Origin of the sequence: Streptomyces sp. NPDC021749, assembly GCF_040640655.1 — a bacterium.
In the GTDB taxonomy this organism is placed as follows: Bacteria; Actinomycetota; Actinomycetes; order Streptomycetales; family Streptomycetaceae; genus Streptomyces.
The window spans coordinates 1-26243 of the sequence record NZ_JBFACE010000062.1 but is presented as its reverse complement, the minus strand read 5'-3'; the positions used below and the strand labels follow the sequence as shown (position 1 = coordinate 26243).

General features: G+C 65.9%; 25 protein-coding genes and 1 pseudogene. 14 read left to right on the top strand and 12 right to left on the bottom strand.

Features of this window, described 5'->3' with window-relative positions:
• Window positions 1–135 precede the first annotated feature (135 nt).
• Together AB0G35_RS34925 and AB0G35_RS34920 are read left to right on the top strand one after the other, a co-directional pair.
• On the top strand, window positions 136–1617 hold the full coding sequence (locus tag AB0G35_RS34925) for an AAA domain-containing protein (protein WP_360958066.1): 1482 nt from the start codon (window positions 136–138) through the stop codon (window positions 1615–1617).
• 1 nt (window position 1618) lies between these two features.
• The gene (locus AB0G35_RS34920; RefSeq protein WP_360958063.1) at window positions 1619–2590 is read left to right on the top strand and encodes a hypothetical protein; all 972 of its coding nucleotides are present in this window, start codon (window positions 1619–1621) and stop codon (window positions 2588–2590) included.
• Window positions 2591–2692: 102 nt separating this feature from the next.
• Here the strand turns inward: AB0G35_RS34920 and AB0G35_RS34915 are convergent, their stop codons facing one another.
• The 8 genes from AB0G35_RS34915 to AB0G35_RS34880 form a co-directional block, all read right to left on the bottom strand.
• Window positions 2693–4075, bottom strand: a complete 1383-nt coding sequence (locus AB0G35_RS34915) for a hypothetical protein (protein ID WP_360958061.1) — start codon at window positions 4073–4075, stop codon at window positions 2693–2695.
• A 534-nt stretch (window positions 4076–4609) separates the two neighbouring features.
• Window positions 4610–5653: a serine hydrolase domain-containing protein gene (locus AB0G35_RS34910; protein WP_360958058.1), complete on the bottom strand. Its 1044-nt coding sequence runs from the start codon at window positions 5651–5653 to the stop codon at window positions 4610–4612.
• Between the two features lie 84 nt (window positions 5654–5737).
• Entirely contained in the window at window positions 5738–6835 is a 1098-nt protein-coding gene (locus AB0G35_RS34905) for a glycosyltransferase family 4 protein (protein ID WP_360958055.1), read from the bottom strand.
• Window positions 6832–7371, bottom strand: coding sequence for a deoxycytidine triphosphate deaminase (locus tag AB0G35_RS34900; RefSeq protein WP_360958053.1), 540 nt, complete (start codon window positions 7369–7371; stop codon window positions 6832–6834). Before AB0G35_RS34900 ends, AB0G35_RS34905 begins: the two co-directional genes overlap by 4 nt.
• Entirely contained in the window at window positions 7368–7907 is a 540-nt protein-coding gene (dcd, locus tag AB0G35_RS34895; RefSeq protein WP_360958051.1) for a dCTP deaminase, read from the bottom strand. Before dcd ends, AB0G35_RS34900 begins: the two co-directional genes overlap by 4 nt.
• On the bottom strand, window positions 7904–9127 hold the full coding sequence (locus AB0G35_RS34890; protein WP_360958048.1) for a metallophosphoesterase: 1224 nt from the start codon (window positions 9125–9127) through the stop codon (window positions 7904–7906). Before AB0G35_RS34890 ends, dcd begins: the two co-directional genes overlap by 4 nt.
• Entirely contained in the window at window positions 9124–10446 is a 1323-nt protein-coding gene (locus AB0G35_RS34885) for a UDP-N-acetylglucosamine 1-carboxyvinyltransferase (RefSeq protein WP_360958046.1), read from the bottom strand. The genes AB0G35_RS34890 and AB0G35_RS34885 overlap by 4 nt, the downstream gene beginning before the upstream one ends.
• The gene (locus tag AB0G35_RS34880) at window positions 10443–10907 is read right to left on the bottom strand and encodes an ATP-binding protein (RefSeq protein WP_201808453.1); all 465 of its coding nucleotides are present in this window, start codon (window positions 10905–10907) and stop codon (window positions 10443–10445) included. The genes AB0G35_RS34885 and AB0G35_RS34880 overlap by 4 nt, the downstream gene beginning before the upstream one ends.
• Before the next feature lie 176 nt (window positions 10908–11083).
• On the opposite strand from AB0G35_RS34880, the gene AB0G35_RS34875 reads away from it, so the two are divergent.
• Both AB0G35_RS34875 and AB0G35_RS34870 read left to right on the top strand, forming a co-directional pair.
• Window positions 11084–12361 (top strand): helix-turn-helix transcriptional regulator, encoded by a 1278-nt coding sequence (locus AB0G35_RS34875; protein ID WP_360958043.1) that lies wholly within the window; start codon window positions 11084–11086, stop codon window positions 12359–12361.
• On the top strand, window positions 12358–12912 hold the full coding sequence (locus AB0G35_RS34870) for a flavoprotein (protein ID WP_360958041.1): 555 nt from the start codon (window positions 12358–12360) through the stop codon (window positions 12910–12912). The genes AB0G35_RS34875 and AB0G35_RS34870 overlap by 4 nt, the downstream gene beginning before the upstream one ends.
• 488 nt (window positions 12913–13400) lie before the next feature.
• Here the strand turns inward: AB0G35_RS34870 and AB0G35_RS34865 are convergent, their stop codons facing one another.
• Entirely contained in the window at window positions 13401–13649 is a 249-nt protein-coding gene (locus AB0G35_RS34865; protein ID WP_360958038.1) for a hypothetical protein, read from the bottom strand.
• A gap of 68 nt (window positions 13650–13717) precedes the next feature.
• On the opposite strand from AB0G35_RS34865, the pseudogene AB0G35_RS34860 reads away from it, so the two are divergent.
• The 10 genes and pseudogenes from AB0G35_RS34860 (at window position 13718) to AB0G35_RS34815 (ending at window position 22320) form a co-directional block, all read left to right on the top strand.
• Window positions 13718–14239: pseudogene (locus tag AB0G35_RS34860) on the top strand (NUDIX domain-containing protein).
• A complete protein-coding gene (locus AB0G35_RS34855; protein ID WP_360958035.1) occupies window positions 14236–14649 on the top strand; it encodes an NUDIX hydrolase in 414 nt (137 codons plus the stop codon). The pseudogene AB0G35_RS34860 and the gene AB0G35_RS34855 overlap by 4 nt, the downstream one beginning before the upstream one ends.
• A gap of 715 nt (window positions 14650–15364) precedes the next feature.
• The gene (locus AB0G35_RS34850) at window positions 15365–16792 is read left to right on the top strand and encodes an amino acid permease (protein WP_360958069.1); all 1428 of its coding nucleotides are present in this window, start codon (window positions 15365–15367) and stop codon (window positions 16790–16792) included.
• A 13-nt stretch (window positions 16793–16805) separates the two neighbouring features.
• On the top strand, window positions 16806–17267 hold the full coding sequence (locus tag AB0G35_RS34845; protein ID WP_360958032.1) for an Lrp/AsnC ligand binding domain-containing protein: 462 nt from the start codon (window positions 16806–16808) through the stop codon (window positions 17265–17267).
• A 187-nt stretch (window positions 17268–17454) separates the two neighbouring features.
• Window positions 17455–17811: a hypothetical protein gene (locus AB0G35_RS34840; RefSeq protein WP_360958029.1), complete on the top strand. Its 357-nt coding sequence runs from the start codon at window positions 17455–17457 to the stop codon at window positions 17809–17811.
• Window positions 17812–17826: 15 nt separating this feature from the next.
• Window positions 17827–18633 (top strand): DUF5819 family protein, encoded by an 807-nt coding sequence (locus AB0G35_RS34835; RefSeq protein WP_201808467.1) that lies wholly within the window; start codon window positions 17827–17829, stop codon window positions 18631–18633.
• A complete protein-coding gene (locus AB0G35_RS34830; RefSeq protein WP_360958026.1) occupies window positions 18630–19646 on the top strand; it encodes an HTTM domain-containing protein in 1017 nt (338 codons plus the stop codon). Before AB0G35_RS34835 ends, AB0G35_RS34830 begins: the two co-directional genes overlap by 4 nt.
• Before the next feature lie 49 nt (window positions 19647–19695).
• Window positions 19696–21186: a serine hydrolase domain-containing protein gene (locus tag AB0G35_RS34825; protein ID WP_201808472.1), complete on the top strand. Its 1491-nt coding sequence runs from the start codon at window positions 19696–19698 to the stop codon at window positions 21184–21186.
• Between the two features lie 518 nt (window positions 21187–21704).
• Window positions 21705–21902 carry a helix-turn-helix transcriptional regulator gene (locus tag AB0G35_RS34820; RefSeq protein ID WP_201808474.1) on the top strand — a complete coding sequence of 66 codons (198 nt, stop codon included), beginning with the start codon at window positions 21705–21707 and terminating at the stop codon, window positions 21900–21902.
• Window positions 21886–22320 carry a hypothetical protein gene (locus AB0G35_RS34815; protein ID WP_201808476.1) on the top strand — a complete coding sequence of 145 codons (435 nt, stop codon included), beginning with the start codon at window positions 21886–21888 and terminating at the stop codon, window positions 22318–22320. Before AB0G35_RS34820 ends, AB0G35_RS34815 begins: the two co-directional genes overlap by 17 nt.
• A gap of 190 nt (window positions 22321–22510) precedes the next feature.
• Here AB0G35_RS34815 and AB0G35_RS34810 read toward each other — a convergent pair whose 3' ends face one another.
• The 3 genes from AB0G35_RS34810 to mobC all read right to left on the bottom strand — a co-directional run bounded on the left by AB0G35_RS34810 (window position 22511) and on the right by mobC (window position 25337).
• Window positions 22511–22843 carry a hypothetical protein gene (locus AB0G35_RS34810; RefSeq protein ID WP_201808478.1) on the bottom strand — a complete coding sequence of 111 codons (333 nt, stop codon included), beginning with the start codon at window positions 22841–22843 and terminating at the stop codon, window positions 22511–22513.
• Window positions 22844–23183: 340 nt separating this feature from the next.
• Window positions 23184–24893, bottom strand: coding sequence for a mobilization protein (locus tag AB0G35_RS34805; protein WP_360958021.1), 1710 nt, complete (start codon window positions 24891–24893; stop codon window positions 23184–23186).
• Window positions 24894–24899: 6 nt separating this feature from the next.
• Window positions 24900–25337, bottom strand: a complete 438-nt coding sequence (mobC, locus tag AB0G35_RS34800; RefSeq protein WP_201808481.1) for a plasmid mobilization relaxosome protein MobC — start codon at window positions 25335–25337, stop codon at window positions 24900–24902.
• Between the last annotated feature and the right edge of the window lie 906 nt (window positions 25338–26243).

Below are 26243 nucleotides of genomic sequence, written 5' to 3'. Positions count from 1 at the left end.
CAAGCACCAGGCCAGGCACCACAACGTCGGCAAGACGGTCAAACGCGCCGAGTCGATCAAGGAACACCAAGCCCGCCCACGTTAAACGCCAAGCTGAGTGCCTACGCGTCAGCCACAGCGAATGCAGGCAGGGGAATGACCGCACTCGGCAAGCGGCACCTGAAGGCCGCCCGTTCCGCGATGCGTGACGCGCGTGCTGCGGTCCCGGCGTGGGTGATGCCGATCAAACAGGTGGCCGAAATGATCGATCCCGAGCCGGACGCCTTCGACGTCGTCATCGTGGACGAGGCGAGCCAGGTCGGTCTGGACGGGCTGATGCTGCTGTGGCTCGCTCCGAGAATCATCGTCGTGGGTGACGACAAGCAGTGTGTCCCGTTCTACACAGGCGGCAAACACGAGCGGTTCAACGAACTCCTCGACTCACTCCTGCCTCATCTCACCGACTGGCAGCGGGATGGGCTAAGCCCCAAGTCCAACCTCTACGACCTGCTGTCCGCGCGCTTCAGCGAGACGATCCGGCTCACCGAGCACTTCCGGTGCATGCCGGAGATCATCAAGTGGTCCTCCGCCCAGTTCTATCCCGACAACGAACTCGTGCCGCTGCGGCAGTACGGAGCGGACCGGCTGCGTCCCCTCGAAGTCGTCCATGTCCATGAAGGTCACTGCGAGGGGCGGCGAGAGACCCTGGTCAACAGGCCCGAGGCCGAACGTATCGTCGCCAAGTTGCAGGAACTCGCGGAGGACGAGGCGTACGCCAAACGGAGTTTCGGAGTCATCGTGCTCCGGTCCGGACACCAGACAAGGTTGTTGGAGAATCTCATCGACACGCGGATCGACTCCCCGATCCGGGACCGGCACAACATACGTGTCGGCACGGCCGAACAGTTCCAGGGAGACGAACGAGACGTCATCCTGCTTTCGCTGGTCATCGACGCCGACAACACCCGGGCCCTGACCGGCCAGGGCGACGGAAGGCGGTTCAACGTGGCCGCCAGCAGGGCCCGCGACCAAATGTGGTTGTTCACTTCCGTCACACCGGACCAGTTGCGCAGCACGGACCTGCGCCATTCCCTGCTCACCTATATGCAGGCGCCGCCGGAACTCCAGGGCACCTCTCCTGGCCTTTCCGCTGTTTCACCCGACGAGCGGTGCGAGCCATTCGACTCTCTGTTCGAGCAGCAGGTCTTCCGCAGGATCAAGGAGCGCGGCTACCACGTCGTCCCCCAGTGGAAAGTCAGTGGAAAACGCATCGACCTCGTCGTCGTGGGAGAGACGGGACGCCTCGCTGTGGAGTGCGACGGCAGCCCGTATCACTCCACCCCTGACCAGGTCCGTGACGACTACGAGCGAGAGCGGGAACTGCGTCGGGCAGGCTGGCAGTTCTGGCGCGTACGCAGCAGCGAGTTCGCCCTGTCTCCGGAGAATTCGCTGGCTCCGTTGTGGAAGCGCCTTGAGGCTCTGGGCATCAGGCCCGGAGTCGCCGAGGAGGTCCAGGGCGATGCGGGGAGCACATGGGCCCCGGTCGACATCGATGGCACCGATGACACCGACCTCACCACCGACGAACTCGACGCCATGCTCGATGAGGATGCGTCCGTCTCTCCTGAAGGAGTCTGACATGAGCGAAGTCTTCGACGACAGCACGCTGACGGAGATCGCCCACCTGATCTGTGGAGATGAGCCGCCGCTGCTCTACCGCAAGGGGTACGAGATAGCCGCCTTCTTCCAACGGGCGGGCTGGGACGACGTTCCGGAGTACGACGGCACACCGAGGCACAAGTGGGCCCGGGAACTCCTCAAGGAGCGACAGGAGGACGGCACGGACGACGCCGAGCGGGCAATCCTGCGCCTGGCGAACCGCCTTGAGTACTACAACCAGCAGCAGGAGTACCACGCCACGCTGAAGCGGCTCAACGAGGTACTTGTGCTCGACGGACGCCGGATCGGCGACGACGGAGGCCAGCCGGTCCTCGTCCGCTGCCAAGCCGGTTTCGAGGACGAAGTACGGCAACTGCCGCGTGTCGAACTGAAGGTCTCCGTGACAGAGGTGGTGCGTGACCCGGAACTCGCCGCCACCGTGCAACTCCGGCTGGACGAGGCACGCACCTGCTACGAGCACGGGGCCTACACGTCGGCGGTCATCATGCTGGGCAGCCTCCTGGAGGGGGTGCTCGCGCATGCCGCGGAGATCCGCCCCGCAGGCGTACGCATGCCGAAGCCGTTGCGGAAGATGGGGCTGAATGACTTCGTGGACTTCGCGTACGAGAACAAATGGATCGAGCACGATGCCAAGCTGGCCTCGGAGCTTGTCCGGCACTACAGGAATCTCGTCCATCCCCTGGCGGAGAAACGGACCGGACACAGCCCGAACCGCGACACGCTCGACATGTGCTGGCCAGTGGTGAACGCCACGCTGAACGATCTCGCGGCTACGGCTACGGCTACGGCTACAGGCCCCACCGTTCCGTCTTCTCCGCGTGCGCCCTCAGAACGAGGTCGTGGTCGCAACCCCGTAGCCTCGCCGCAACGCCCCACGCCGGCCTCTGTCGCTCGTCGCCGTCCGGGCGGGGGAACAGTAACGGGCGTCTGAGCTGCGGGTGCGCTTGATCCAGCGCGGGCGGAGAAAACGCCGAGTCTCCGACGACGGCTCCTCCGCCCATGCTGAGGACAGAACAGTGAGCTTGCAGGCAGGTTAGGTTGATGCGACTTCAACGCTGCTGCCTCTCAATTGCAGTAGGCGCATGGCCAGGACAGTTCCATCCTCGCGGATCGAGACAGGTCCTCCCCAGTTTGGGTCCCAGGTCTGCTCTGGCCAGGTGTCACGCCTTGCGTAGATTTCGCTGCGGTACTCCTCGGCCTTCCCAGCTGATAGGAGGGCGAAGAGATCGGCTGCGACTCCGGAGAACGCCTCTACGCGCCTGTTGTTCAGCCGGAAGACGTGATCCGTTCCGACGAAGGGGATGCCCAGCAGCCTATAGGCCGAGTCCTGAACACTTCCTGACGCAGCGTGCGCGACACCGGTGTCGTAGCGCCGACTCCCCTGGTCGGTGGTGAGGTAGCGAGCGGTTGTGGCGCCATCGCCTGCGAAGGCAGCTGATCCGGCAGTCACTGTCCGAGCCACGACGTGCTGGAACCACGCCGAGTCCTGGGATTGGACATGGAAGCCGGGTTCGGACTGGGAGCTGTCATCACCGTGGCCGGGCAGTTGAATGCCCGGCACGATGTTCCCCTTTTCGGCGGGACTGTCCAGACTCCGCAGTGGACGCTCAGGCGAGCCGTATAGCCAGCCGCCCCCTCCACCCGCATGCAGGACATGGACTGTGACCGGTCCTTGCGAAGACAACTCTGTGCTGAAGACAAGACACGGCGTTTCGTTCCATGCCCCGATATGCATGGCCTCAACATGAACTGATCCTGCCGCGAGTTGGGTGTAAGAAGGCTTAGGGCCGCCATGGTTCCCTGTAGCCGCAATTGGGAAGACACGTGACGGCTCACCCGGCTTCCAGACTTCGGCGAAGAAGTCGGGCCGGTACCGGTAACCGGCCGAGCCCTTGGACCACCCAGCGCGTATGACTACCTCAGCGCTGACGAAAGAAACGAAACGGTCTGGATAGCGGTGCCCGAGGGCGTGTCGGGCCAGGGCAAGGGCGAAGCCCTGTCCCAACTCTCGCGACTGCAGCCGTTTGTAGTCCCGGGCTATCCCCTTGGCTTCGGCGGACAACTGTATGTAGCTGTTCGCCACAGCATCGAGTGCCTGGCTGTACTTAAGGCTTCCCCAGTGCTCGGCGAGACCGCGCCCAGCGCCTTGTCGAGAGAGGGACAGAGCCTGGGCGAGGTCGTGCAGTACATGCCACGGCGCCAGTTCTACTGACTGACCGAGTTCCGCCCTCGGCAAGGCCTCAAGGCCGACCTTCCGCCGGAGCGAAGTGCCCTTCTTCGCACGCCTCTTGTCGTCCCTTGCCGCAGCCGTCTCAACGCTGCCTACCAGCGCCACATTCGACTGAATGGCGACGTTCGACAGCTTCGCGAGATCCTGCAACACGTCGCTCGTGGCCCTCGGGTTCGGCTTCAACATGCACGCCCCAGTGTTCATACGCCTTGTACACGTCAATTAGAAAGCTATGTAGCGACTACGGGGCGCACGCAAGTGCGCACGTCTGCGTAACGGGGCACACGGGTCTGGGAACGGGGCTGGGCATCTCAAGGAAGCGTGGGACGGTGTGGTCCACCCACTCCTGTCGTACACCAGGCGGGCCGTGGAAACGAAGCTCACGTAGTCAAGGTCGGCGCGGAGAGAACCCCACCAAGAGGCACAGTCGGCGGCCGCCAAGGATGGGACGCTAGCTGCGCTGATGTGGTGCGCCAGCGCTCGCGCCTCGGGTGGGTGAGCAACGTGAGGGCCTGGTTCCACCGACACGAGCCAGACCCTCAGTGCGTCTGTCAGCGTTCTGCGGTGATGGGGACCCGACCACCCTGTCCGCCCCAGAGACTGCGAAGACGCTGATTACGCCGGTGGTATTCCTTTGAGAGAGAGGGCGTGGCGAGCACCCTGACGTTGTTCAGTTCGGCCTCGTCGAAGTCCTTGCCTGAGGCGCCGCCGCGCGGCGCCTCAGGAGAATGCCAGGAAGCGGAAGCTGTTGCGGACGATGGCGAGAGGCTCACGGTCCCGTGTGAAGTAGAGCTTGTTGGTGAGCAGGATGGCCCAGCGGTTCTTCGACGGTGAGAGCCACATGCCGGTGCCGGTGAACCCGTAGTGGACCCAGATGTCGTCTGTGGCGGGATTCGTTTCGGCTGCTGGGTGCCAGAACAGTCCGCGCTGTGGGCTGAGGTGTCCGGTCTGGATCTGCAGGGACTCCTTGATCCAGTCGGTGCCGAAGCCCGGTGTCGTCTCCTGGTCCCGGGCGAGGAGGTAGCGCAGGAAGGTGGCAAGGTCGTTGAGGACGGAGAAGGTGCCGGCGATTCCGCAGACGCCGCCGAGGAGGCGTGCGGAGAAGTCGTGAGCGGTGCCTTTGAGGTGGGCGCTGGATGTCTCGTCGAGCTCGGTGGGTGCGCAGCGGGCGGCGTCGGCGGGTGGGAGAGGGCCGAAGCGGGTCTCGGTCATGCCGAGTGGCTGCCAGATGCGGTGGTGTGCGAGGTCGTCGAGGGGCAGGCCGGAGAGGTGTTCGGCGAGGTAGCCGAGGATGAGGGCGGCTCGGTCGGTGTATTCGACAGCTTCGCCGGGTGGGCGGTGCAGGGCTTCGTGCAGGACGCCGTCGCGGATGTCCTGGGCGTCGGTGCCGTAGAGGTTTTTGAGGTTGGCGCGTAGAGGGAGGCCGGCGGTGTGGGTGAGCAGGTGGTGGGCGGTGGCTTGGCCGAGGGGGTGCCCTTCGACTTCCGTCCAGTATTCGCCCAGTGGCTGGTCGAGCTGGAGCTTGCCGTCCTCGACGAGGGCACCGATTGACGACCAGACGGCGAGGATCTTGGTGAGGCTGGCGACGTCGAAGATTGTGTCGAGTCGCATCGGCTGGTCGGGCTGGGTGGGATCGAGGAGGCCGATGGCGCCGTTGGCCGTTGTGCCGGTGGCGTCGCCGACGGCCCAGACGGCACCGGGGTAGACGTTGTCGCGGACGCCGTTGTGCAGGAGCTTGTCGATGCTGTCGATGTCGAGCGTCATGGTCTCCCGATCGTGTGCCGTGGGTGCCCCGTCGGCCAGGGTAATGACGCGGGCCGGGCGGGGCCGGCTGCGCCACGGTGTGGGTCAGACGAGCTGTTTGCCGAGGTGAGTCAGGGCGGCTGCGGTGGTGCTGAGGGGATAGCGGCTGGCGTTGGCTCGGCCCGCTTCCTGCAGCGTGGAGAGAAAGCCCGGCGTGGTGCGGAGGCGGGTGAGGTCTCGTGTGAGGACGGCCGGGTTGGTGAAGTCGGTGGCCAGTCCGGTTGCGGCGAGGGTCTCGTTCAGGCCAGGCACCGGTTGGTAGAGAACGGGCAGGCTGCAGGCTTGGGCTTCCAGGGCGACAAGGCCCATGGCCTCCAATGTCGTGGAGGGCATGACGAGTACGTCGTGGTCGGCGAAGGCTTTCCACAGCTGTGGACGTCGGAGCCAGCCGAGGTACTGGACGCGTACTCCCAGGCGGTGCAGTAGCGGGGTGATGCCGTGGAACTGGGCGGGTGGGGCGGCGATGCTGAGTTCGACGGCCTCGGTGAGCGGGATGGCGCGGAGGAGGGCCTCGATGCCCTTCTCCGCGGTGAGGCGGCCGGCGTACAGCAAACGCAAGCGGCTGGTGTGCCGGTGAGCTGGTCGGGGTGGCGGGGTGGTCAGGAGGTGGTCGGGGATGCCCCAGGGGATCTTCTCGATCTTTCGTGGGTTGGTCTTGGGGGCGAGTTGGAGCAGCCGGTCGGCCATGGCTCCGGTGGGAACGACGATCACGTCGGCCGCACCGGCGGACTGCCGGAGGAGCGTCAGCTGGTCTCGGTGGGTCTCGGCGAAGAGGAGATCCGTCCCGTGGACGAGGGCGATGCGGGGAGGCGAGGGCAGAGCCTGGATGAGGGCGGGCGTTGCGCCGAAGGCAAGGTGGTGCAGGTGAAGGACATCGATCTGCGACCGGTGGATGGCGGTGGTCAGGGCGTGGCGCAGATTGGCGATGTACCGGTGGAAGGCTGGGCCCTCCAGGCACTTGCCGGTGACGGGCAGGAGGTCCAGCCCTGGAGGCGTGCGCGGGCGCTGCCCGTCGGGGGCAAGCATGAACGCGGCGGCGGGAATGTGACGTTGGGGGCCGGTGTAGAGGTCGAGGAAGAGTTCGACGCTCCCGCCGGGGCTGGGAAAAGGGAGGTCGAGGGCGGTGGCGACTTCGTGGCTCATGGTCGGCCGCTCCCTGGGATCTCCTCGTACAGGCGCGAGACTTCGATGCCCTGGCTGTTCGTGTACTTGAGGCCGTGCTGCTGGTAGCTGGCCGTGGCGCCCAGGGGTTGCAGGAAGACGAGCTTGCCGAACGTCATACGGGGATGGACACGGACCGGTGTGCTGGCGCGGATCTCCAGGGTCCAGCGGATGGCGTGGCCTTGGTGGCCGAGCGGTGCCGATACGTGGACCCAGATGCCGAGGGCGCCGATGTTGCGGTCGCCGTTGAGGAGTTGGGCGTACACCTCCGAGCCGGTTTTTTCGTAGGTGACGCCGAGGTACAGCGGGCCCGGTTCCAGGACGAACCCGGTGCGGGGGATGGTGGTTTCCGTGCAGGTGGTCGGGGTGGCGGCGTCTAGGTCGCCGTCGCAGATACGTAGGTCGTCGCCGAGCCGCCAGTCGTAGGCGTTGGGTGACAGCCTGCTGGCGTCATACGGGTCGATGGCGATGTCGCCCGCTGCGCGGGCGGCGGCGATGGCGGGGCCAGTGAGGATCACGGTGCCACCGCCTCCAGTGCCGGCAGGTCCCGCCAGTAGGCGGAGGGCTGTGGGCCGGTCGATGCCTGGTACTTCCCGGCGTACGGGGTGATGGGGCCGACGGCGACGAAGAACATGATCTGGCCGATCTTCATGCCGGCGTAGACGCGTAAGGGGCGGATGGGCGACAACATCAGGGTCCACTGCCCGTGGAAGCCGATGTCCCCGATCGGGGCGGTGATCTCAACAAAGAGGCCGAGCCGGCCGACGGAGGACCGACCGAAGAGAAGGGGGACGAAGGTGTCTGAGCCGACCTCCTCGACGGTGTGGCCGAGGTAGAGCTGGCCGGGCTTGAGGACGTATCCGTCGGTGTCGATCTCGATCCGATGGGTCGGGTTGGGGCGGTGGGCGTCGAGCACGGGGGCGGTGTACGTGAGGAGGGTCGGGCCGAGGCGGACGTTGTAACTGTTGGGGTTGACCTGTGCTCTGTCGAAGGGCGTGATGCGAAGGCGGCCATCTGCCGTGGCTGCGGTGATTTCCGGGCCGGTGAGGATCATTGGCGGGTCCCTTGGGTCAGGGTGCTGTGGATGGCCTGGCGGAGGGCGATCCCGGCCTGGTGCGTGCGACCGTCCAAGAGGTTCTCCGCGAGGTAGTCGGTCGTCAGCACGGTCGGTAGATGGGCCGGGAGCGGATTGGGCGCGGTGATCAGTGGGCCAGCGCCTTCGATGAGGTGGTGCAGCAGGGCTGTGGGGTTGTCCCGAAGAGCGGTGGGGATCTTGGCGTGGACGAGCTGGTTGTCGAACGGTTCGATGGCCAGCAGGTCGCCGAAAGTGAGGACGGTGCCGAGCCGTGTGGGGCGCAGGGCGGTCTCGTTGAGGATGACTGCCTCGGCGCCGAGACCGCTGTGGAGCCGAGCGGCGAGGTCTCCCAGGGCCAGGCGGCGGTCGAGCACGTGCCCTCGGTAGGGCTCGGCGACGGCGCCCATTGGGACGTCCATGCGGTCTTTGAGGTCCTCGATCTGTTCGTGGAGGCATCCGAGTAGGGGTGGCAGTGAGGATGCGCTGACGTTCGGGAAGCGGCCGGTGAGGGCAGTCCACCCCGAGGCGGTGAGCTCGGTGAGCGCGTAGCCGGCCGCGAGTTCGGGGCCCTTGAGCACGAGTGCGTCGCCAATGAGGGTCGGGCCGAATTGGTCACTGTGGCAGTGCCCGGCGAAGATCACGTCGACAAACGGGCAGGCGGCGGCCAGCTGGAGGTCATGGTCGAAACCGGAGTGGCTCAACACGACCCAGGAGTCGGCTTCGTGGTGGTGCGCCAGCATCACGTCGCGGAGAGCCCGCTCCGGATCGACGACATGCTGGCTGGCGCGCTGGCTGGCGGGGATGGAGTGGAACGCCTGGCGGCCGATCACGGCTGTGATGGCGACTCGGCGGCCGCCGATTCGGACGGTGTGCAGACGACGAAAGAGCGGTCGGCCGGTTGCCGTGTCATAGGCGTTCGCGCACACGGTCATCCGGTGGATGGCTGGTTCGAAGTGGTGGTTCCAGCCGTGGTTTCCCGGAGCGATCACGTCATACAGGCCAACGAGGGCTGCTCGTTCTATACCGCCGCGGCCCAGCCTGTAGTAGCCGCTGCCCTCGAAGAAGTCACCGCAATCCACGACGAGTGTGTCCGGCCGGACGGCGTGCAGGTGAGTGAGCATCGGCAAGGCGTGGTCGAACGAGGAGTGGACGTCTGTGGTGGCCACGATTCGCCGCAGTGCGCGTGGCCGGCTGGTCATGGAGTGACCTCGGTGATGTCGGCGCCGAGGCTCAGCAGCTTGCCCGGCAGGTCGGCGTGGCCCCGACGCAGTTGGTCCACCCCGCCGAGCGTGGTGACTCCGCGGGCCGTGAGTCCGGCGACCATGAGGGCGGAGCCGGTACGGATGTCAGTAGCTTCGACGCCCGCGCCGGTCAGCCGTTGTGGTCCGGTCAGGCGGCACCGTGTGCCGGAGATTTCCACGATGTCGGCACCCAACCGGGCCAGTTGAGGCAGCAGGTTGCCGTGCCGCCCGGGATTGATCGAGTCGGCGAAGGAGTGCGTGCCCGGCCTGGTGAGGGCCAGCGCCATCAGCGGCGGTTCGAAGTCCGCGTCCAAGCGCCCGGGGGAGAGCGAGGCGACGGCGCGCAGCGGGCGGTGGGACGGGCGTGCGTTCTGGCCGTCCACGATCAGGGCGTCCGCCTGCACTGAGGAGGGGATGCCAAGCCAGCTCAGCGCTGCGGCCAGGGGTGCGACGTCCCTGCCCCGAACGCCTTCGATGCGGGCGGTGCCACCGCTGACGGCCACCGCGCAGCCCAGAGTGCCGGCCTCGATCTTGTCGCCGGGCACCGACCACGCCAGTGGCTCGTCCGATGGGGAAACGGGCGGCGTGACGCTCAGTACCCGCTCGCTGATCCGGCACTGCCAGCCCGCCGAGCGGATCGCTGTCAGGACGCTGAGGGCTTCCGGCGACAGATTCGGCCAGCCCAGGCGCAGTGGCTGGTGTGTGGTCACGGCGCGCAAGACGGCGGCGATGCTCGCGCCGCGGGAGCGGTAGGGAAGCGTCACCGAGACGGTGCTGCCCAGTGGCCTGACCATCGAGTCGACGCGATAGCCGCGGTCGTCGACCACTACCCGGTCGCCGAATGCCTTGTAGACCTCGAAGTGCTGGTCCATGCCCCGGTCGCCGATCCGGCAGCCGCCCGGCCAGGGAAGCCATGCCCGCCCATACCGGGCAAGCAGTGCTGGCACGAGGTAGTACGACGCACGGATGCGGGCGGCAGTGGCGAGGTCGGGGTCGGTGAGGGCTTCATCGCTCGGCCGGATCACCACCTGGTGTGATGTGTCGACCAGCTGCGTAACCTGCCAACCAGCAGTTTTGAGCAGTGCGAGCATGGTCTGCACGTCCGTGTTGGCCGGTACGTTGACCACATTGACGGGCCGGCTCACGGCGGCCGCGGCGGCGAGTAGGGGCAGTGCGGCGTTCTTCGATCCGTCGACGGCCACCGTGCCCATGAGTGGATGGCCGGGTTGGACGGCGATCACTTCGGCGGCAGCGGGCGGGGTGCGGGTGGTTGTCACTGGTAGCTCCTCGGATGGAGACAGGGCGCTGCAGGAAGCGGTGGCGGTGTAGCCGGACAGGGGCTGCGCGCCTGGCGAAGGGAGATCTCGGCCCAGCAGCGCTTTCCAGCTGGTGTGGGCTCGGCCCCGTGCCGGTCGGCCAGCGCAGCGACCAGGACCAAACCCCGGCCGCCTTCTGCCTCCTCGTCAAGCACGACCGGCTGAGGCAGCACGGCACTGGTGTCATCAACCTCGATCCGCAGCGCCGAGCTCGCGAGCCGAGCAGTCACGGAGACCGGGCCGACACCGACGTGCTGCACCGCATTCGTGATCAGCTCGCTGACCAACAGCTGCGCCGTGTCGAGGACATCGGCAGCCAGGCCGACGCCCCAACCCTCCAATTCGCTGACGAGCTTTCTCCGGGCCACAGCGGCTGCGGCCGGCGTTCCGGGTACGGAGAGAGTGAACTGCTGCGCTTCCATGAGTGACCTCCTGGATAGGTGCGGCCACTCCAAGTAACGGGGTCAGGGCAGGGGGCGGCGAGGGCGAGTGCTCTCCGCGCATCGCTTATGCAGAAGCTGCATGGGCGCCATTTGGCTCTCCCTTACGCTCGTTTGAAAAGGCAGTATCGGCGACGGCGGAAGGGGCCGTGGCACAGATGGCCGACGCAAACGGTGAGGCGAGACGGATCGGCGAGGCCATCCGCCGAGCGAGGGTGCTCGCAAAGCGCTCGCAGGCGGATGTCGCAGCAGTGCTCGGCTACCACCAGTCGAAGGTGAGCCGCTTGGAGGGCGGCCGGGGCACCGAGGACATCCGCGTCCTGCGTGCCGTCGCCGAGGAGCTGAAGATCCCCCCGCCCGTTCTCGGCCTCTCCGCCCAGGACACCCGTACCGCCGAGCACGAGACAGAGGACATGCACCGCCGTACGTTCCTGGCCGCTAGCGTTGCCGCACTCGCAGCCCCGGCCGCACCTGCCGCCGCTCATGACGACCTGGTCCAGGCCCTCATGCCCGGCGCCAACTCGCCTGTATCCGCTGTATCTGCAGGGCACCTGGACCCGGCAGACCTACGTGGCCGGGTTGCCCAGGCACGCAGCCTGTTCTGCACCTGCAACTACGCGGAGCTGGCCCGCGCCCTGCCCAACCTGATCGCCGATCTCCGGCAGGCCGGCAGCGGCTCCGGGAACACGGCCATGCTGTCCGGGCTGCTCGCCACCGCCTACCAGACTGCCGGCAGCCTGCTGCTCAAGCAGAGCGACCACGGAAGCGCCTGGCTCGCGGTCGGCCGCGCCATGGCGGAGGCCGAGCGTTCAGGCGACCCTGTGGTGCTCGCCTCCAGCGTCCGCGTCCACGCACACGTCCTCGCCCGGGAGAAGCACACCACCCAGGCCGTCGCCCTGGTCCGCCACACCGCCGGGCAGCTCGCCGGCTCCTACGACCAGCGCTCGCCCCGATACCTGGCAGCCGTCGGCCTGCTGCTCCTGCGCGGCGTCACCGCAGCCAGCAGCGGAGGAGACCGCGCCGCCACCGAGGAGTTCCTCACCGAGGCCAAGGATGTCGCCCGCTACGTGGCCCTCGACCGCCCCGACGCATGGGCGAACTTCAGCCCCACCAACGTCGCCCTGCACGCGGTCAGCGCATCGGTCGTCTTCGGCGACGCCGGCGCCGCGCTGGAAGCCGCCCGTCCCCTCATGCGCCGCCACATCCCCGTACCCGAGCGCCGAGCCGCCCTATGGGTGGAAGCCGCCCGTGCCTACAGTCAGCAGGGCAGACTCGCCGACGGCTACCAGGCCCTGCGCATCGCCGAGACGTGTGCCGCCCAGGACGTCCGCCGCCCCGCGGTACGGAACCTGGTTGCCGACATGGCCGCCCGTGACCACCGCCGAGCCCTCCCCGAACTCCACCACTTCAGCCGCCAACTGGGAGCCACCGCGTGACCGAAGCGTCCCACCAGACCAAGAAGCCCTTCCTGTATGTCGTCGTGTGCGCGTCCGGCATCGCGGGCGATGTGCACAAGCTGATCACCTCAGCGCAGGAACAGGACTGGGACGTTGGTGTCATCGCCACCCCGCAGGGCCTCGGCTTCATAGACGCGAAGGCCATCGAAGCCCAGACCGGCTACCCGATCCGCTCGGCCTGGCGCTCGCCCGGCGACCCACGCCCGCTGCCTCCACCGGACGCGATCGCGGTGGCGCCCGCCACCTTCAACACCATCAACAAGTGGGCAGCCGGGATCTCCGACACCCTCGCCGTGGGGATCTTGTGCGAGGCGTACGGCCTCGGCATTCCCACGGCTGCCCTGCCGTACCTGAACACGGCCCAGGCCGCCCACCCCGCGTACGACCAGAGCCTGGATCGGCTGCGAGGGATGGGCGTCCTGTTCGGCTCGTACGAGCCGCACCGGCCGAAGGCCGGAGGCGGGGCGGAGCATTTCCGCTGGGAGGAGGCGCTTGAACTGCTCACCCCGAAGGTGTCGGCGCGGGCCTGATTACCGTCTCCAGGGCCGGTGCACCTCCTCGTGGGTTACGGCGGCTGAGACGGTCGGCCAGGTGGGAAAGGGCGTTACGGACAGCTCTCGCCTGCCGCCGTCGGGCCGGGGCGGAGAGGCGCTGGCCGTAAGTGTGCATGGCGGCCAGTGGCGCTGCGGCTGTTGCCTGGTCCACGGCGCGCTGAGCGGCCTCGGCCTGCTGGGCATGGTTCCGAGCGGCGTGCCAGCGGGCGGTGGCGACCACGGCCAGGATCACGACCTCAAGGACCAGGGCGGTGGTGGCGTCGTCTGGTCCACGGCCGAGGCGGGCCTGGAGTGCACGATTTGGTTGGCCGCACGCGCAGGGCATACATCTCGGCGTCCTTGGCACGAATGTGGGTGCGGGTGGCGCGCTCGAAGTGCCATGCAGCTTGTTGTAGTTCCTAGTTCCACTTGCATGGGCCCGAGGGAGGTCTGGGCGGGGGCATCGATGCCCCCGCCCACCCCGATCAGCTGGGCCGCTGCCGTACCGTCGTCGGGGACGTCATCGATGCCAGGGCCGACTCGGTGGCCCCGACGGCGAAGTGACGGGCGCGGACCGGTGCCGAGACGCCACTGCGTTCGAGCACTGCGGGCGGCTCGGGCATCTCTGTGATGGCCGCGAACCGCTTGCGGATCCTGGGCAGGGACAGGTCCGGGGCAAGTTTGGAGCCGGAGAACCAGACGGGCTTCCCAGCTTTGTTGCGGTCGCGGCTCACTCCGCCCTGGCAACCATCATTCTTCCGAGTCACCCACGGGACGGCCATGAACCGCCAGTGCAACCGGGGTGCACCTTCAGTGCGCACGTTCCTGCACTGAGGACGGCGGCGAAGGAGGGGGTAGACGGGATGTGATCGAACTCTGGAACGGCCGCCACGCCTGCCTGTTGCAGTCCGCCCTGCGCCTCACCAAGGTGAACGGGGCCCAGCAGGTGCGCAAGCCCTGCGCGTCGCGATCGCCGTGGTCGTACGTGACAGCGAGGTGCTGCTGGTCTGCCGACGAGACGATGACGCAACGGGCCTCAGCTGGCAGTTCCCGGCAGGCGTGATCAAACCAGGCGCCAAGGCCGAGACGGCGACTTGCGACAGACGCTGGACGAGACCGGCGTGCACTGCGCGATCCGGTAGCCGGAAACCGGCTCCACCCGGTGACCGGCGTCCTGTGCGAGTACCTCGCGGGCCAGGCCACCAACTCCGATGCGGTCGAGAACATCGACGTGATGTGGGTTCCCAGAAACGCGGTGACCCGTTTCATCCCCGTCGATACGATTTTCCCACCCGTGCTTGCCGTCCTGGAGGAGCAGACGTGACGCAGCAGACAGCCGATGAGCGTCCCGGCATTGCAGCGGCCATCATCGTTCACGAAGGGCGGGTTCTGATGTTCCGGCGCCGGATCAGTGAGGGGAAGCTCTCCTGGCAGTTCCCGGCCGGCGAAGTCGAGCCCGGCGAAACCCGCGAGGACGCAGCCGTGCGGGAGACCAAGGAGGAGACCGGACTGAACGTCTCCGCCGTCAAGCTGCTGGGCGAGCGCGTCCACCCGGCAACACGCAGGCTGATGTCCTACACCGCCTGCGAAGTGGTCAGCGGCACCGCGCACGTCGCGGACACTGAGGAACTGGCCGAGCTTGCCTGGGTGCCCCACGGCGAGATCCCCGAGTACGTCCCGTACGGCTTGTTCGGGCCGGTGCAGGAATATCTAGACACCACACTCGCCGGCTAGGGCCGTCGGAAAAGTGCTGGTGACAGCCACTCGTTGAGGGCAGCGCTCAGTACGGTCACCTCGTCGCTGACGACGAGCCTGTCGCACCGCATGGCCACCGCTCTGTTGCGTCTCAGGCGGTTCATCCCGCACGCGACAGCGTGGGGCTCGTGGCGCACAGTCCGGCCGCGTGCGCGGCGGGCCGGGGCCGAGGCGGGGCACCCGGAGAGCCTCCAGGACCGGTTCGGAGCTGCGGTGAGTCGTCCCCTGCCCGGCAGTGATGACCACCGACAAGGGCTTCTGACCCTGTTCGACGGCGAAGTGGATCTTGGAAGCCAGCCCGCCCCAGCCGTCGCGGCACCGCGCTTCCAACAGCCGCCGAGCAAAGCCGTTTCCGCGCTCGCGCCCCACCCGCCCCCCACCGATCTGGTGCCGGCGATGTCGGATGCCACCGCAGGCCCCCTCGCCCTTCGTCGCCATTTTTGTCGTAGGCGGGGCAGGAATCACGGATTCCGACATACCAACACAAGCCCTGACTTAGCTTCAAATACCCGCATCGAATCATGTTGAAATTTGCATCAATTCTGCGACATCTCTCGCGATACGCAACGATCAGCCACATGTTTGCAACGAAGACCCATTACGCCGCCCTCGGGTTGCTCTTAGGCTGAGCGCCGTTGATCTTGCTGGTCACGGTGTTAACGGGGGCACTTCCGTGTCAGAACCAGGTTCAGAGCTGACCACTCTGGCCACTACGTCAAGAAGCTCTGCGCTCTTTCGGCGCAAGCCAGTCGAACAACTCATCTCGGAGGGCGGCCAGGGTCAAGGGGGTTCGCTGCACAGCTCGTTGGGCGTGTGGCAACTGACGATGCTCAGCGTCGGCGCGACGCTGGGCACCGGAATATTCGTCGTGCTCGGGCAAGCCGTACCCAAGGCAGGCCCCGCGGTCGTCATTTCCTTCGTCATCGCGGGGCTTACGGCCCTGTTTTCCGCGCTCTCCTATGCGGAGCTGGCCGGCGCCGTGCCGGTGTCCGGTTCCTCCTACTCGTACGCGTACGTCACTCTCGGCGAACTTGTCGCCTGGGTCTGCGGATGGTGCCTGATCCTCGAATATGGGGTGTCGGTCGCGGCCGTAGCTGTGGGCTGGGGTCAGTATCTGAACGAGCTGCTGGACGGAACCCTTGGGGTCACGATTCCTGCGGCCCTGGCCTCATCGCCAGGTGACGGCGGCTACTTCAACCTCCCTGCCTTGCTGGTTGTGCTGCTCGCCATGGTCTTCCTGCTAGGGGGAGCGAAGGAAAGCGCCCGCGCGAACACCGTCATGGTGGTCGTGAAGATCGCGACGCTGGTGCTCTTCTGCGCGGTGGCATTCATGGGCGTCCGGGCCGGGAACTATGCGCCGTTCATGCCGCTTGGCATGGCCGGCGTCAGCGCTGCCAGCACGACACTCTTCTTCTCGTACGTCGGCTTCGACGCCGCGTCCACGGCGGGTGAGGAAGCACGCAACGCGCAACGGGACCTTCCGCGCGCCATCATGCTCTCCCTGGCGATCGTCACGTTGCTGTACTGCCTCGTGGCCGCGGCCGCTGTGGGCGCGATGCCCTGGCAAGGCTTCAAGGGTTCTGAAGCCGCGCTTGCCGGGATCATGAAGAGCGTCACCGGCCAGAGTTTCTGGGCCGTGCTGCTGGCAGCCGGAGCTGTCGTAGCCATCGCAAGCGTGGTCCTGACAGTGTTGTATGGACAGACCCGCATTCTCTTCGCGATGTCGAGGGACGGCTTGGTCCCCAAGGCGTTCGCCCGGGTTCACCCACGCACGGGTGCCCTGCGCGCGAATACGGTGATCGTGTCGCTCTTCTGCGGCCTCCTCGCCGCTGCAGTCCCTCTGGGGCAGCTCGCCGAGGCTACGAGCATCGGCACCCTGTTTGCCTTCGCCCTCGTCAACGTCGCTGTGATCGTCCTGCGGCGGACTCGCCCTGATATGCCGCGCGCCTTTCGCGCCCCCCTGTCCCCCTTCGTCCCGGCCGTTGGCTTCATCCTGTGCGTCTGGAGGATGTTCGACCTTGACGCCGTGACCTGGAAGGTCTTCGGGATATGGATGGCAGCAGGGCTCGCCTTCTATTTCGCGTACGGCAGGCGTCGCTCCAGGCTGGCTGCAGCGGGGTAACAAGCCGCCAATCATGCGCAAGCCGAACGACATTGACGAATGCATAGTGCGGGCGTTGTCCGGAGATGCTCGCCGCTCCTACGCGGACATCGGCGTCGAGGTCGGCCGCTCCGCCCCAGCCATCAAACGCCGTGTGGACAAGCTGTGCGCGGAAGGCGCGATCCTGGGCTTCACCATCCGGACCGATCCAACCTTGGCGAGTCGGCAGACCGAGGGGATCATCGAGCTCTACTGCCACCGCAACACGACACCCGAGATGATCCGCTGCGGATTGTCGAACCACCCCGAAGTGGTATCTGCGTCCACTATCACCGGATATGCCGACGCCCTGGTGCACGTCGTCGTGTCAGGCACCAGGCACTTCGAGCAGGTGCTACAGCGCATCACCGATGAACCTTTCGTTGAGCGCGCGAAATCATCCCTGATTCTGTCGCCACTTATCCGGAGATTCAGCGCTGACTCGCCCATGGATTAATGCTCAACAATTAATTCGTGAATGAGCAATGCCACTTTAACGAGTTTTTGCCGTGAATTGCGATTGGTTTGTGATTTCGAACACTTGCCAAGATCGTTTCCTCTTATAAAGTCATGAGCGCCACTTACGGTCACAGGGGTGAATTCGTAACCCCTGGCCATAAGGGCATCATTCAAAGAGGGGAAAAATGAACAGAGTCAAGCTTGTTGTCGCGGGAGCGGCAGTGGCTGTTTGCGTCGTGGCCGTTACGGCGACCAGTGCATCTGCGGAATCCTCCAGCAGGGGCGAAACCGCTGCAGTCGCTTTCCAGGAGGCGGCCACCAAGCCGGAGAAAGTTGTCGGCGGTGACGGTCGCATGGAGCCGCGTTGCGGCTGGGCCGGCTTCGCCAAGGGCATTGCCCAGGGGGTCGTCGGAAACGCGGCCTATGAAGCCGCGAAGTATGCAATGAATCACCCGGCGAAGCCGAAGGGCTACTTCATGAGGGGCGGGATTCCTGTCCGTTCGGAAGTCAGCGCTTCCGAAATGTCTCGCGCATTCGACTGACGATAGAAAGACCGCTTGATCATTCCTGTGCGGCGGGCGCGTACGTCGGGCCCGCCGCACAGCCTCGCCCGGAAGGCATCTGGAACGGTGGAAGATTCGAGTCCTGAAAGTGCGCCGCTCGCGCAATGGAACAGAACCAGGAGGCGTGCTCTCTTGGCAGTTGGCGCTGCCGTCCCTCTTGCATTGTCCTTTCATTTCGGCATGACGGCCCTTTACGAAATGCCGTTCAACCCAGTCAAGGAGAAATACGGCGAAGAAATCACTTCGTACATATTTCCATACTTCGTCCAGGATTGGCATCTGTTTGCGCCTGACCCCATAGCTAAGGACAGGGGCGTGCTCGTGCGGGCTAAAAAGCGTCAGCCGGACGGATCGACAGCCACGACACAGTGGACCGACGTGACGTCACCGGTCCTGCAGCAACTTTATGGCGAGCGGTTTTGGCCCTCCAGGGAGATCCGTGTTGCTACCGGCCTGCCGCAGCTACTCGAATCCTGGCGCGATCCTGAACTCGAAAAGTTGAGAAATAAGAATCAGGTATCCGATAGGCCGGGTAAAGGGGTGAAAACGGGCAAGAAGGAAAAGGAGGATCCTCCCCTCAGTGAGGGTGAAAAAGATTCCCGAGACGAGGCCATCCGGTTCGCCCAGTCGTTCGCCAGCACTCAAGCAAGCAAGCTCTGGGGGCCGGATGTCGAATACGTGCAGGTCCGGATCGTAACCAACGAATTCCCCAGGTTCTCGCAACGCTACGCACGAGACGCTAAGGGCAAGGTTTCTTACTATGATCTGGCGTGGATGAAGCCGGTTAAGGTTGAGCGATGACGGAAACGGAAATCCGCACCGGTGCCGGCGACAATGTCGTATTGTCCAGCATGAAGACGATGGCTTACGACCTACTTGAGAGATTCAGCGGCAGACGGCAGGCGCTGGTCGGAGCGGCCCTCACGAGGATTGTGTTGGGGACTGTCGGGCTCTACTACTATCTGCGGGACTATTTGCACCGAAGCTTTCTCTGGGGGCCTGAAGGTGTGTGGCCCTGGGAGAACTTCACCGGATCGCACAACGGCGGGTTCTCCGTGTACTCGCTCAGCAGATCCGAGACATGGTTCCAGTTGGCGTTCCATGCCGGTGCAGTAATTGCCCTGCTGTTCATGCTGGGCTGGAAGACCCGGGCGATGACGGTCCTGCACTACATCTTCCTTTGGTCCCTTCAGCAAAGAAATCCTCTGCTTCTGGACGGTGGCGACAACGCAACCGTCATCGCCCTTGTCTTCTTCGTATTCATCGATTCTGGTTCCCGCATCTCGCTCGATGCCCGGCTGCGCCGCCGGAAGCAAGTGAAGTCTGATGCTGGATCCATGAGGTACCGGGTCGGATCGCTCCTGCACCACGCTGGCTTGCTGGCCGTCATTCTTCAGGTCTGCACGATCTACCTTGTTTCGGGAATGTACAAGGTTCAGGGCGAACGCTGGCAGAACGGGACCGCCCTCTATTACGTCCTTCGCGTGGGCGAGTTTGGATGGCCGGGCGTAAATCACCTAATCTACGAGCACGCCACCCTGGTGGTGGCAATGACATACGCGACTGTTTTTTTCCAGCTCGCGTTCTCGTTCCTCCTGCTGAAGCGTTCCTTGCGGCCCTTCGCTGTTACCTGTGGGATTCTCCTACACCTGGGGATAGCCATTTTCATGAGCGGCCTCATTACATTCTCCTTGACCATGATTGCACTGGAATTGCTCATCATGGGAGATGGGCACTACCGTCGTCTTGCCGCAAAGGTGCAAAAGGTAGTCGGTAAGCGCGGAAGCCTCGAACCAGCGACTAACGCCGTCTGAGGTAGGCATGGCATCAGAATCAAGGACGGTTGGTGTGAGGTTGGCGTATATGGTGCGCTACCAGCGCCTCGGCCTTCTCATGCTGGGCATCACGTTTATGGTTGTGCTGGCCTCCTGGATATTCTTCACACCCCGTCCGGCAACTCTCAGCAGTGCGACGACAGGCGACGCCGCGCTCGCCGCCCAGGTACGGGCGGCGGCGGGCGACGGACGCGGATATCGTGGCCTCGCTGTAGCCGCCATCAACCGCGACCGGGTTCGTTTCGCAGGACTGGGAGACTCAGGCAACCCCAAGCGACCAGGTGTCGACAAGTCCACGGTTTTTGAGGCCGGTTCACTCGGAAAGCCGATGACGGGCATGCTCCTCGCGGAACTCGCGGCCCGAAAGAAACTGCGCCTTGACGTGCCCCTACAGAAGCTCCTGCCCGATATGCGTTTTGGTGACCCTGCATTGGGTTCGGCCACCCTCCGGGATCTGGCAAGCCATCGGGCCGGGCTCGACCTGATGCCGGCAAACCTCCATATTTTCATGCGCGGGGTGGAGCTGCGAATCATGGGCAAGGACCCCTATCGGGGGATGACTGAAGCGGACGTCTTTACGGCAGGGCAGAATGCCGGTTCCAGCGGAACGGGGACGTTTCGCTACTCAAATCTTGGTATGGCGCTTGCCGGCCAGACAGCCGCTCGTGTCGTGGGCCAGGAGTATGAAGTGCTCCTGCGGCAGTACGTGCTTGCGCCATTGAAAATGAGAAGTACCCGAATGGTCCACTCTGACGCGGCTGTACCACGTAACAGCGCGACGGGATATAAAGCCAACGGTGCTCATATGCAACACTGGCTGACATCGGGCTACACGCCGGCCGGCGACATCTGGTCGACAAGCGACGACCTTGCACGCCTCGTGCTGGCCGAGCTACGCAACACGGCACCAGGTGCCGAAGCGGCTGTGCCACGGTTCGATGCTGCTGACGCTGGGAAGATCGGGCTGGGGTGGTACACCACCCGCATACAGGGTCGAGAAATCACTTGGCATAACGGCTCAACCGGGGGATTCGCTTCCTATATGGGGTTCGACCGGTCCAGCCACCAGGGTGTAGTTATTCTCTCCAATACGGATCGGCCTGTCGACGCCATCGGGAAAAGTTTGCTGGGGCTTGCTCCCGAAACGGAGTATCCTGCACATCGCCTCTCTCAAATAGTGCTGACGGTGCTGTGCAGCATAGGGGCAGCAGGTCCTGTTTTCTTCGTAGCATGGCGTAGATTCCCCAGGAAGATATACCATGTGCATTTCGGCTTCAGTATCGCTTTCGGGGTCACTCTTCTTTTCCTATTGCGGCGCATCGGTGACTGGCTCTCTGTTCCGTCAGCAGTGTGGGCATTGGGCGGCGCGCTCTTGGCCATCGGCTTCTTGCTGGGCGTCAGCCGATGTCCCCCAACGGACCGCGATCAACGGTCAGACGTCAGAACGGCTCTGTCGGCAGCCCGATACGAGGTTGTCCTTCTGGCGCTCCTTCTGCTCATCATCTCCATCGAGCTCTGAGAGAGAAGGTACGAGGCATCTATGAGCCGCACCGACGCAGCCGTTGTGGGCACTGGGCCCAACGGCCTGGCGGCCGCAGCGACCTCGGCCCGCGCCGGGCTGCGCGTCGAGCAATGTGAGGCCAGGAGGTATCGGCGGAGGGCTGCGGCCTCACAGTTCTTCCGCGGGTTCGACCTGCTAAAGGTCACTGGCGATGCTCATTAGTTGCGCTCTCGTTGCTGTCGCCCGGGACCCGGGGCTGGGGCGCGGCGATCGTCCAAGCGTTCCGGTCCCGCTGGGGGCTCTGCGCAACACGGCTCAGTTGCCGACTCGGTCATCGTGGCTTCACCTGAAGTGGCCAGGCCACACAAGGTCGTACAGCCAGCGGCCTTGACGCGCCACTCATCCGTCAAGGGCATGCACCCGGTCGATCTGAGTCGCTGCCCTGAAAGTGGCCGGTCAGACGTCAGGTGCATGACGGTGCCCTCAACACGCCAGTCACCTTTGACAGATGGGGATGTAAAGCTTACTTTCCATCCATGCGAAATGAGGTTCGCCGCCTGCGCTCTGGTCTAGGGCTCTCCCAGCAAGCACTGGGTGCGGCGCTGGGAGTTTCCCGGCAGACAGTGAACGCAATCGAGCAGGACCGCTACGACCCGTCGCTACCGCTGGCTATACGAATCGCCCGATACTTCGGACTCACTGTTGAGGAGATCTTCCATGTTGACGACGCATAGCATCGGCCGCGCGGCGAACCGGTGGGCCGTTCTCGCAGTGACCTTGGTCGGGGGAGCAGCGATGGCGGTCATCATGGCAGTGCGGGGTGAGGTCGCCCTGGCCATCGTGTTGCCAGTGATCATCATCGGGTACGGACTGGCCGTCACCTTTTCCGCGGAGCGCAGCGACATCGCCGCGCAGCTCAGCGGGCACGAGGAGGACGAACGTCGCCGTCTGATCAACTGGAGGGCAGGAGCGACAACCGCGAACGTGCTGATGCTCGTGCTTGTCTGCGGAGCCTTCTATGAGCTGGTTCACGGTGAATTGGGCGGCAAGTTTTCGTTGTTGAGCGCGCTTGGCGGCATTACATATGCCGCTTCCTCAGCGAACTACACCCGTGGGAGAAAGGACAAGCATTCGGTCGATCCGGCCGAATGACGGTCTCCCCACCCGGCCGGCTGCAGCCATGTTGGTTGCGCCGAATCCGACTGCGGCTCGATTTCAAGGGCTGTGACTCTTCGCACCACTCATCCACGCGGGATTCGGGTTCCTTGGCTGTCGCTCTTGTCAGGAACGACCCCGTTCAACCTGAGTCCCGTACCCGTTCGCGCATGTCACAGCCTCACTGCTACGGGACGTCGAGGCCGGCAGCGCGCAGTTTCGCCTCGATGAGCGCGGTCAACCGAGCCAGGGCCGGCGCGGCCTGGTCTTCCCGGTGGTGGTTGCTCAGCCGATAGCGGGTGGTGGCGCCGGGTGTGGAGAAGAAGTCGGCCGCCTGCGCCTCCATCAGCGTGCGGTTGGTCAGCAGGTTGTCGGCGAGAGCGGATGCCAGCTCGTCGAGCCGCGGGTCGTCCGGATCCCAGGACAGTGCCTCCCAGCTGCGCCTGATCAGCTCGATGTATTCGGGGTCGTCGAGCCGGTGCTCAGCTTCGAAAGCCCCTGGCCTGCGCTCTCCCCTCAAGGGCGCTGGCTGGGGTGTGTGCCTTGCTTGCACGGCGACTCCCGGACGCATGCAGATGCAAGTCGGGCGCTCGCAGTACCCGGCTTGGACCCGGCACCGCAGGGCGTGCGCAGGCGCGAGCCGGGGACTACGAGCATCAACTGGCGGCTCTCCGGAGTCGCCGGTACGCCGAGGAACGCGGCCTCCCGATTACAGCCGGGGGACTCGACACACGAGGCGTGGTTGATTCAGGGTTTCTTTGGCTTCCTGCCCACCCCGCAGCGTTGGCCCATGAGCGGACCGGTCTCGCCGGCGGGAAGTGCTGGAGTTGCTCACACCTAAAGTGCCGGGGCAGGCGTGATCAGCGCCGCCGGGGCCGGTTCACCTCCTGGTGGGCGACGACGGATGCGGCGGGCACCGGAGCGGGCGCAGCCCGCGGATGCTGGGGCTGGCGTGTGGTCGTGGGAGGGGTGATGTAGCCAAGGTGCTGCAACCGCCACACCAGGACGTCGCTGAGTGAGTCTGCGCTGTTCAGCTCGCGTTGCGCGGCGGCTTTGGTCAGCAGGGCGACGGTGTCGTGGCCGGCGCGGTCGGTTTGGTCGAGCACTGCGGCCAGGGCGTCCCAGCCTGGTTCGGCCTGGAGGCGGTCGGCGAGGTGAGGGAGCGCGGTGTGGAGCGTGTCAGCGTGGCGGCGCCGGGCTTGGGCGGGAAGGCGCTGGCCGTAGGCACGCATGGCGGCCAGCGGGCTGGCGGCGGTTGCCTGGTAGGCGGCTCGCAGGTGGTTGGCGGTGCGCTGTGCGGCCTCGGCCTGCTGGGCGTGGCCGCGGGCGGCGTGCCACCGTGCGGCGGCGATGACCACCAGGACCAGGACGTCCAGTACCAGGGCGGTGGCGGCACCATCCTGCCCGCGGCCGAGGGCGGGGCCGGAGTGGACGATCTGGTGGGCTACGCGGCGCAGCGCGTAGATCTCCTCCTTCTCCGCCCGGACGTGGGAGCGCGTGGCGCGCTCGAAGTGTTGTGCCGCTTCTCGCAGTTCAGCTCGGGTGGGCCCGAGGGAAGTCTGGGCGAGGGCATCGATGACCTCGCCCACCCCGATCAGCTGGGCCGCTGCCGTGCCGTCGTCGCCGGACGTCATCGACGCCAGGGCCGTGTTGGTGGCCTCGGCGGCGAAGTGGCGGGCGCGGACCGGTGCCGAGGCGCCGCTGCGTTCGAGCGCTGCGGGCGGCTCGGGCATGTCTGTGATGGCCGCGAATCGCTTGCGGATCCTGGGCAGAGACAAGTCCGGGGCGAGCTTGGAGCCGGAGAACCAGACGGGCTCGCCCGCTTTGTTGCGGTCGCCGACCATGGCGACCGAGTAGCCGAGCACGTCGTCGGAGGGCGCGACGCGTTTCTTGACGCGTACGCCTTCGGCTGCGAGTCGTTCGAAGAACTCGACCTCGCCCATGGCGCCGGCCAGAGCCTGGTGGACGTGTTCGCGCAGCAGCTCACGCGCGGTGGCTTCCTGGCCGATGCGTTCGGCCTTGCGTCGCTCGGCGCTGGTCGGCCGCTTGGCGGCGGTGCCGTCGCCTTCCTTGAGGCGGCGGAGCCCGAACTCCTTCTCGATCTTGCGGCATTCGGCTTGCGCGCGGGTGGCGTCCTTGTGGTGGCGTGGTCGGGTGCGGTCAGCGCGGACGAGGGTGGCGACGATGTGGATGTGGTCGGGGGCGTGACGGACGGCGATCCAGCGGCAGGCTTGGTCGTCGCCGTCGGGGGCGATGCCGGTCGCGTTGAGGACGCGGCGGGCGACGGTGGCCCATTCCTCGTCGGTCAGCGGCCGGTCGCCGGGGGCGGTGCGGACGGGGCAGTGCCACACGTGCTTCTTGGGGGCCTCGTCGCCGAGGGCGTCGACCCACAGGTCGAGGTCGGCGGCCAGTTCGCTGAAGGTGGCGTTGGGGTCGCGGCCGGGGTCGGGCAGGTGAGGGTCGTAGGCGGCAACGAGGTGGGGGTCGATGTGGGCTTCGATGTCGCTGGTTCGGTAGAGGTAGTGGAGCAGGCCGATGGTGCGGCTGCCGCGGGAGACGTCGGGGACCAAGGGGGGTCAGCTCACGAACTTCCGGGCGGCGGCACGGACCGTGGTGGCGGCGTCGGCTACGGCGTCGGCGGCGCGGGCGATGTGGAGGGCGTCGCCACCGGAGTTGAGGACCTTGGCGATCTGGTTGAGGTTGGTGCCGGCGCGGACGAGCTGGATGCGGGCGGCTTCCAGGCGGTCGAGGGCCTCGTCCTGGTCGAGGCGGGGGCGGCCGTGGAGTTCGGCGTGGACGGCCTGGGCGATGAAGCGGGCCTTGGAGATGCCCTTGGCGTCGGCGGCCTTCTGGATCTCGGCGGCCTCGGTTGTGCTGGCGCGGAAGGTCTGGCGCTCGGAGCGCTGCTTGGGCTGGCGTGAGCGACGCCGACCCTGCTTCGCCCTCTGCTCGTGGCCGCCCTCGGCCACGAGCTGCTGGTCCTGCGCCCCCTGGCGCGGGACATCCTCCGCCACCCCTGGGGCGGAGGAAAGCGCACTGGACCGGCCCTTGGACGGTCCAGTGCTACAGCTTGCTCCGCCTGCGGCTGAAGTGGCCCTGTGTACCTCGTTGTGGGGGATGGCTGCCTGGAAGTGGTCGTGCATGAGCGTTCTTTCCCTGGTGTGTGGGGTGTGACAGGACTCGGTGCCGTCGAGGTGCTGTGGGCTACTGGCGCCAGTAGCTGGATGACGCTGCGATAGTCCGCGGTCCGCACACCCGGACCTCGGCGTCGGGTCCACGGTCCGGCAGATCGACTGCGTGGTCCGTGGTCCGCGGTCCGCGGCAGGAATGACGGCGCATCGCAGACGGTCCGCCGATCACCGCGACGGACCGAGCCTTCGGTCCGGACCGCCGTCCGCAGAGGTCGGTCCGCGGTCCGCAGGGGAACCGGTCCGCTGTCGGCGGACCAGTGGGCTGACCTGTGTCTTCTTCTTCTCGGTCCGCAGACCGGACCGGCCTGCGGGCCAGAATGACTTGCGGACCGGGTCGGGCTGCGTGGGTGGTCGCGGAGTTGGTCCGTTGGTTCGCGGACCGCCGCCCGGCAGCCCGGGGACCGGTCCGCAGATGCCTCCGTTCGACTCAGTCCGCGACGCTGGTCCGCAGTCCGCAGTCCGCAGTCCGCAGTCCGCAGTCCGCAGTCCGCAGGCCGGGGGTGTCGGGGAGCGTCGACTGGTCCGCGGTCCGGACCAGACGGCTGGAGGGGGATTGGTCCGCAGCTTGGTGGACGGTCCGCTAAATCCTCGCTGCTCTGGCCCGCTGCTGAGCGGTTCGCCCAGTGCCTTGCGGGCTAGGGAGCGTATTTGGTTGTGATCAAGGGGCCGCTCGCGTGAGGTCCTTGATCCAGATCACGGAGGCCCGGAGGTGGAGTCCCGCGAGGTAGC

Coding starts and splice junctions, on each gene's coding strand:
- AB0G35_RS34915 (WP_360958061.1), bottom strand. CDS start 4,075: ATGTTGAAGCCGAACCCGAGGGCCACGAGCGACGTGTTGCAGGATCTC.
- AB0G35_RS34830 (WP_360958026.1), top strand. CDS start 18,630: ATGACGGAAACGGAAATCCGCACCGGTGCCGGCGACAATGTCGTATTG.
- AB0G35_RS34825 (WP_201808472.1), top strand. CDS start 19,696: ATGGTGCGCTACCAGCGCCTCGGCCTTCTCATGCTGGGCATCACGTTT.
- AB0G35_RS34890 (WP_360958048.1), bottom strand. CDS start 9,127: ATGACCAGCCGGCCACGCGCACTGCGGCGAATCGTGGCCACCACAGAC.
- AB0G35_RS34820 (WP_201808474.1), top strand. CDS start 21,705: ATGCGAAATGAGGTTCGCCGCCTGCGCTCTGGTCTAGGGCTCTCCCAG.
- dcd (WP_360958051.1), bottom strand. CDS start 7,907: ATGATCCTCACCGGCCCGGAAATCACCGCAGCCACGGCAGATGGCCGC.
- AB0G35_RS34880 (WP_201808453.1), bottom strand. CDS start 10,907: ATGGAAGCGCAGCAGTTCACTCTCTCCGTACCCGGAACGCCGGCCGCA.
- AB0G35_RS34840 (WP_360958029.1), top strand. CDS start 17,455: ATGAACAGAGTCAAGCTTGTTGTCGCGGGAGCGGCAGTGGCTGTTTGC.
- AB0G35_RS34845 (WP_360958032.1), top strand. CDS start 16,806: ATGCGCAAGCCGAACGACATTGACGAATGCATAGTGCGGGCGTTGTCC.
- AB0G35_RS34920 (WP_360958063.1), top strand. CDS start 1,619: ATGAGCGAAGTCTTCGACGACAGCACGCTGACGGAGATCGCCCACCTG.
- AB0G35_RS34875 (WP_360958043.1), top strand. CDS start 11,084: ATGGCCGACGCAAACGGTGAGGCGAGACGGATCGGCGAGGCCATCCGC.
- AB0G35_RS34910 (WP_360958058.1), bottom strand. CDS start 5,653: ATGACGCTCGACATCGACAGCATCGACAAGCTCCTGCACAACGGCGTC.
- AB0G35_RS34815 (WP_201808476.1), top strand. CDS start 21,886: ATGTTGACGACGCATAGCATCGGCCGCGCGGCGAACCGGTGGGCCGTT.
- AB0G35_RS34905 (WP_360958055.1), bottom strand. CDS start 6,835: ATGAGCCACGAAGTCGCCACCGCCCTCGACCTCCCTTTTCCCAGCCCC.
- AB0G35_RS34925 (WP_360958066.1), top strand. CDS start 136: ATGACCGCACTCGGCAAGCGGCACCTGAAGGCCGCCCGTTCCGCGATG.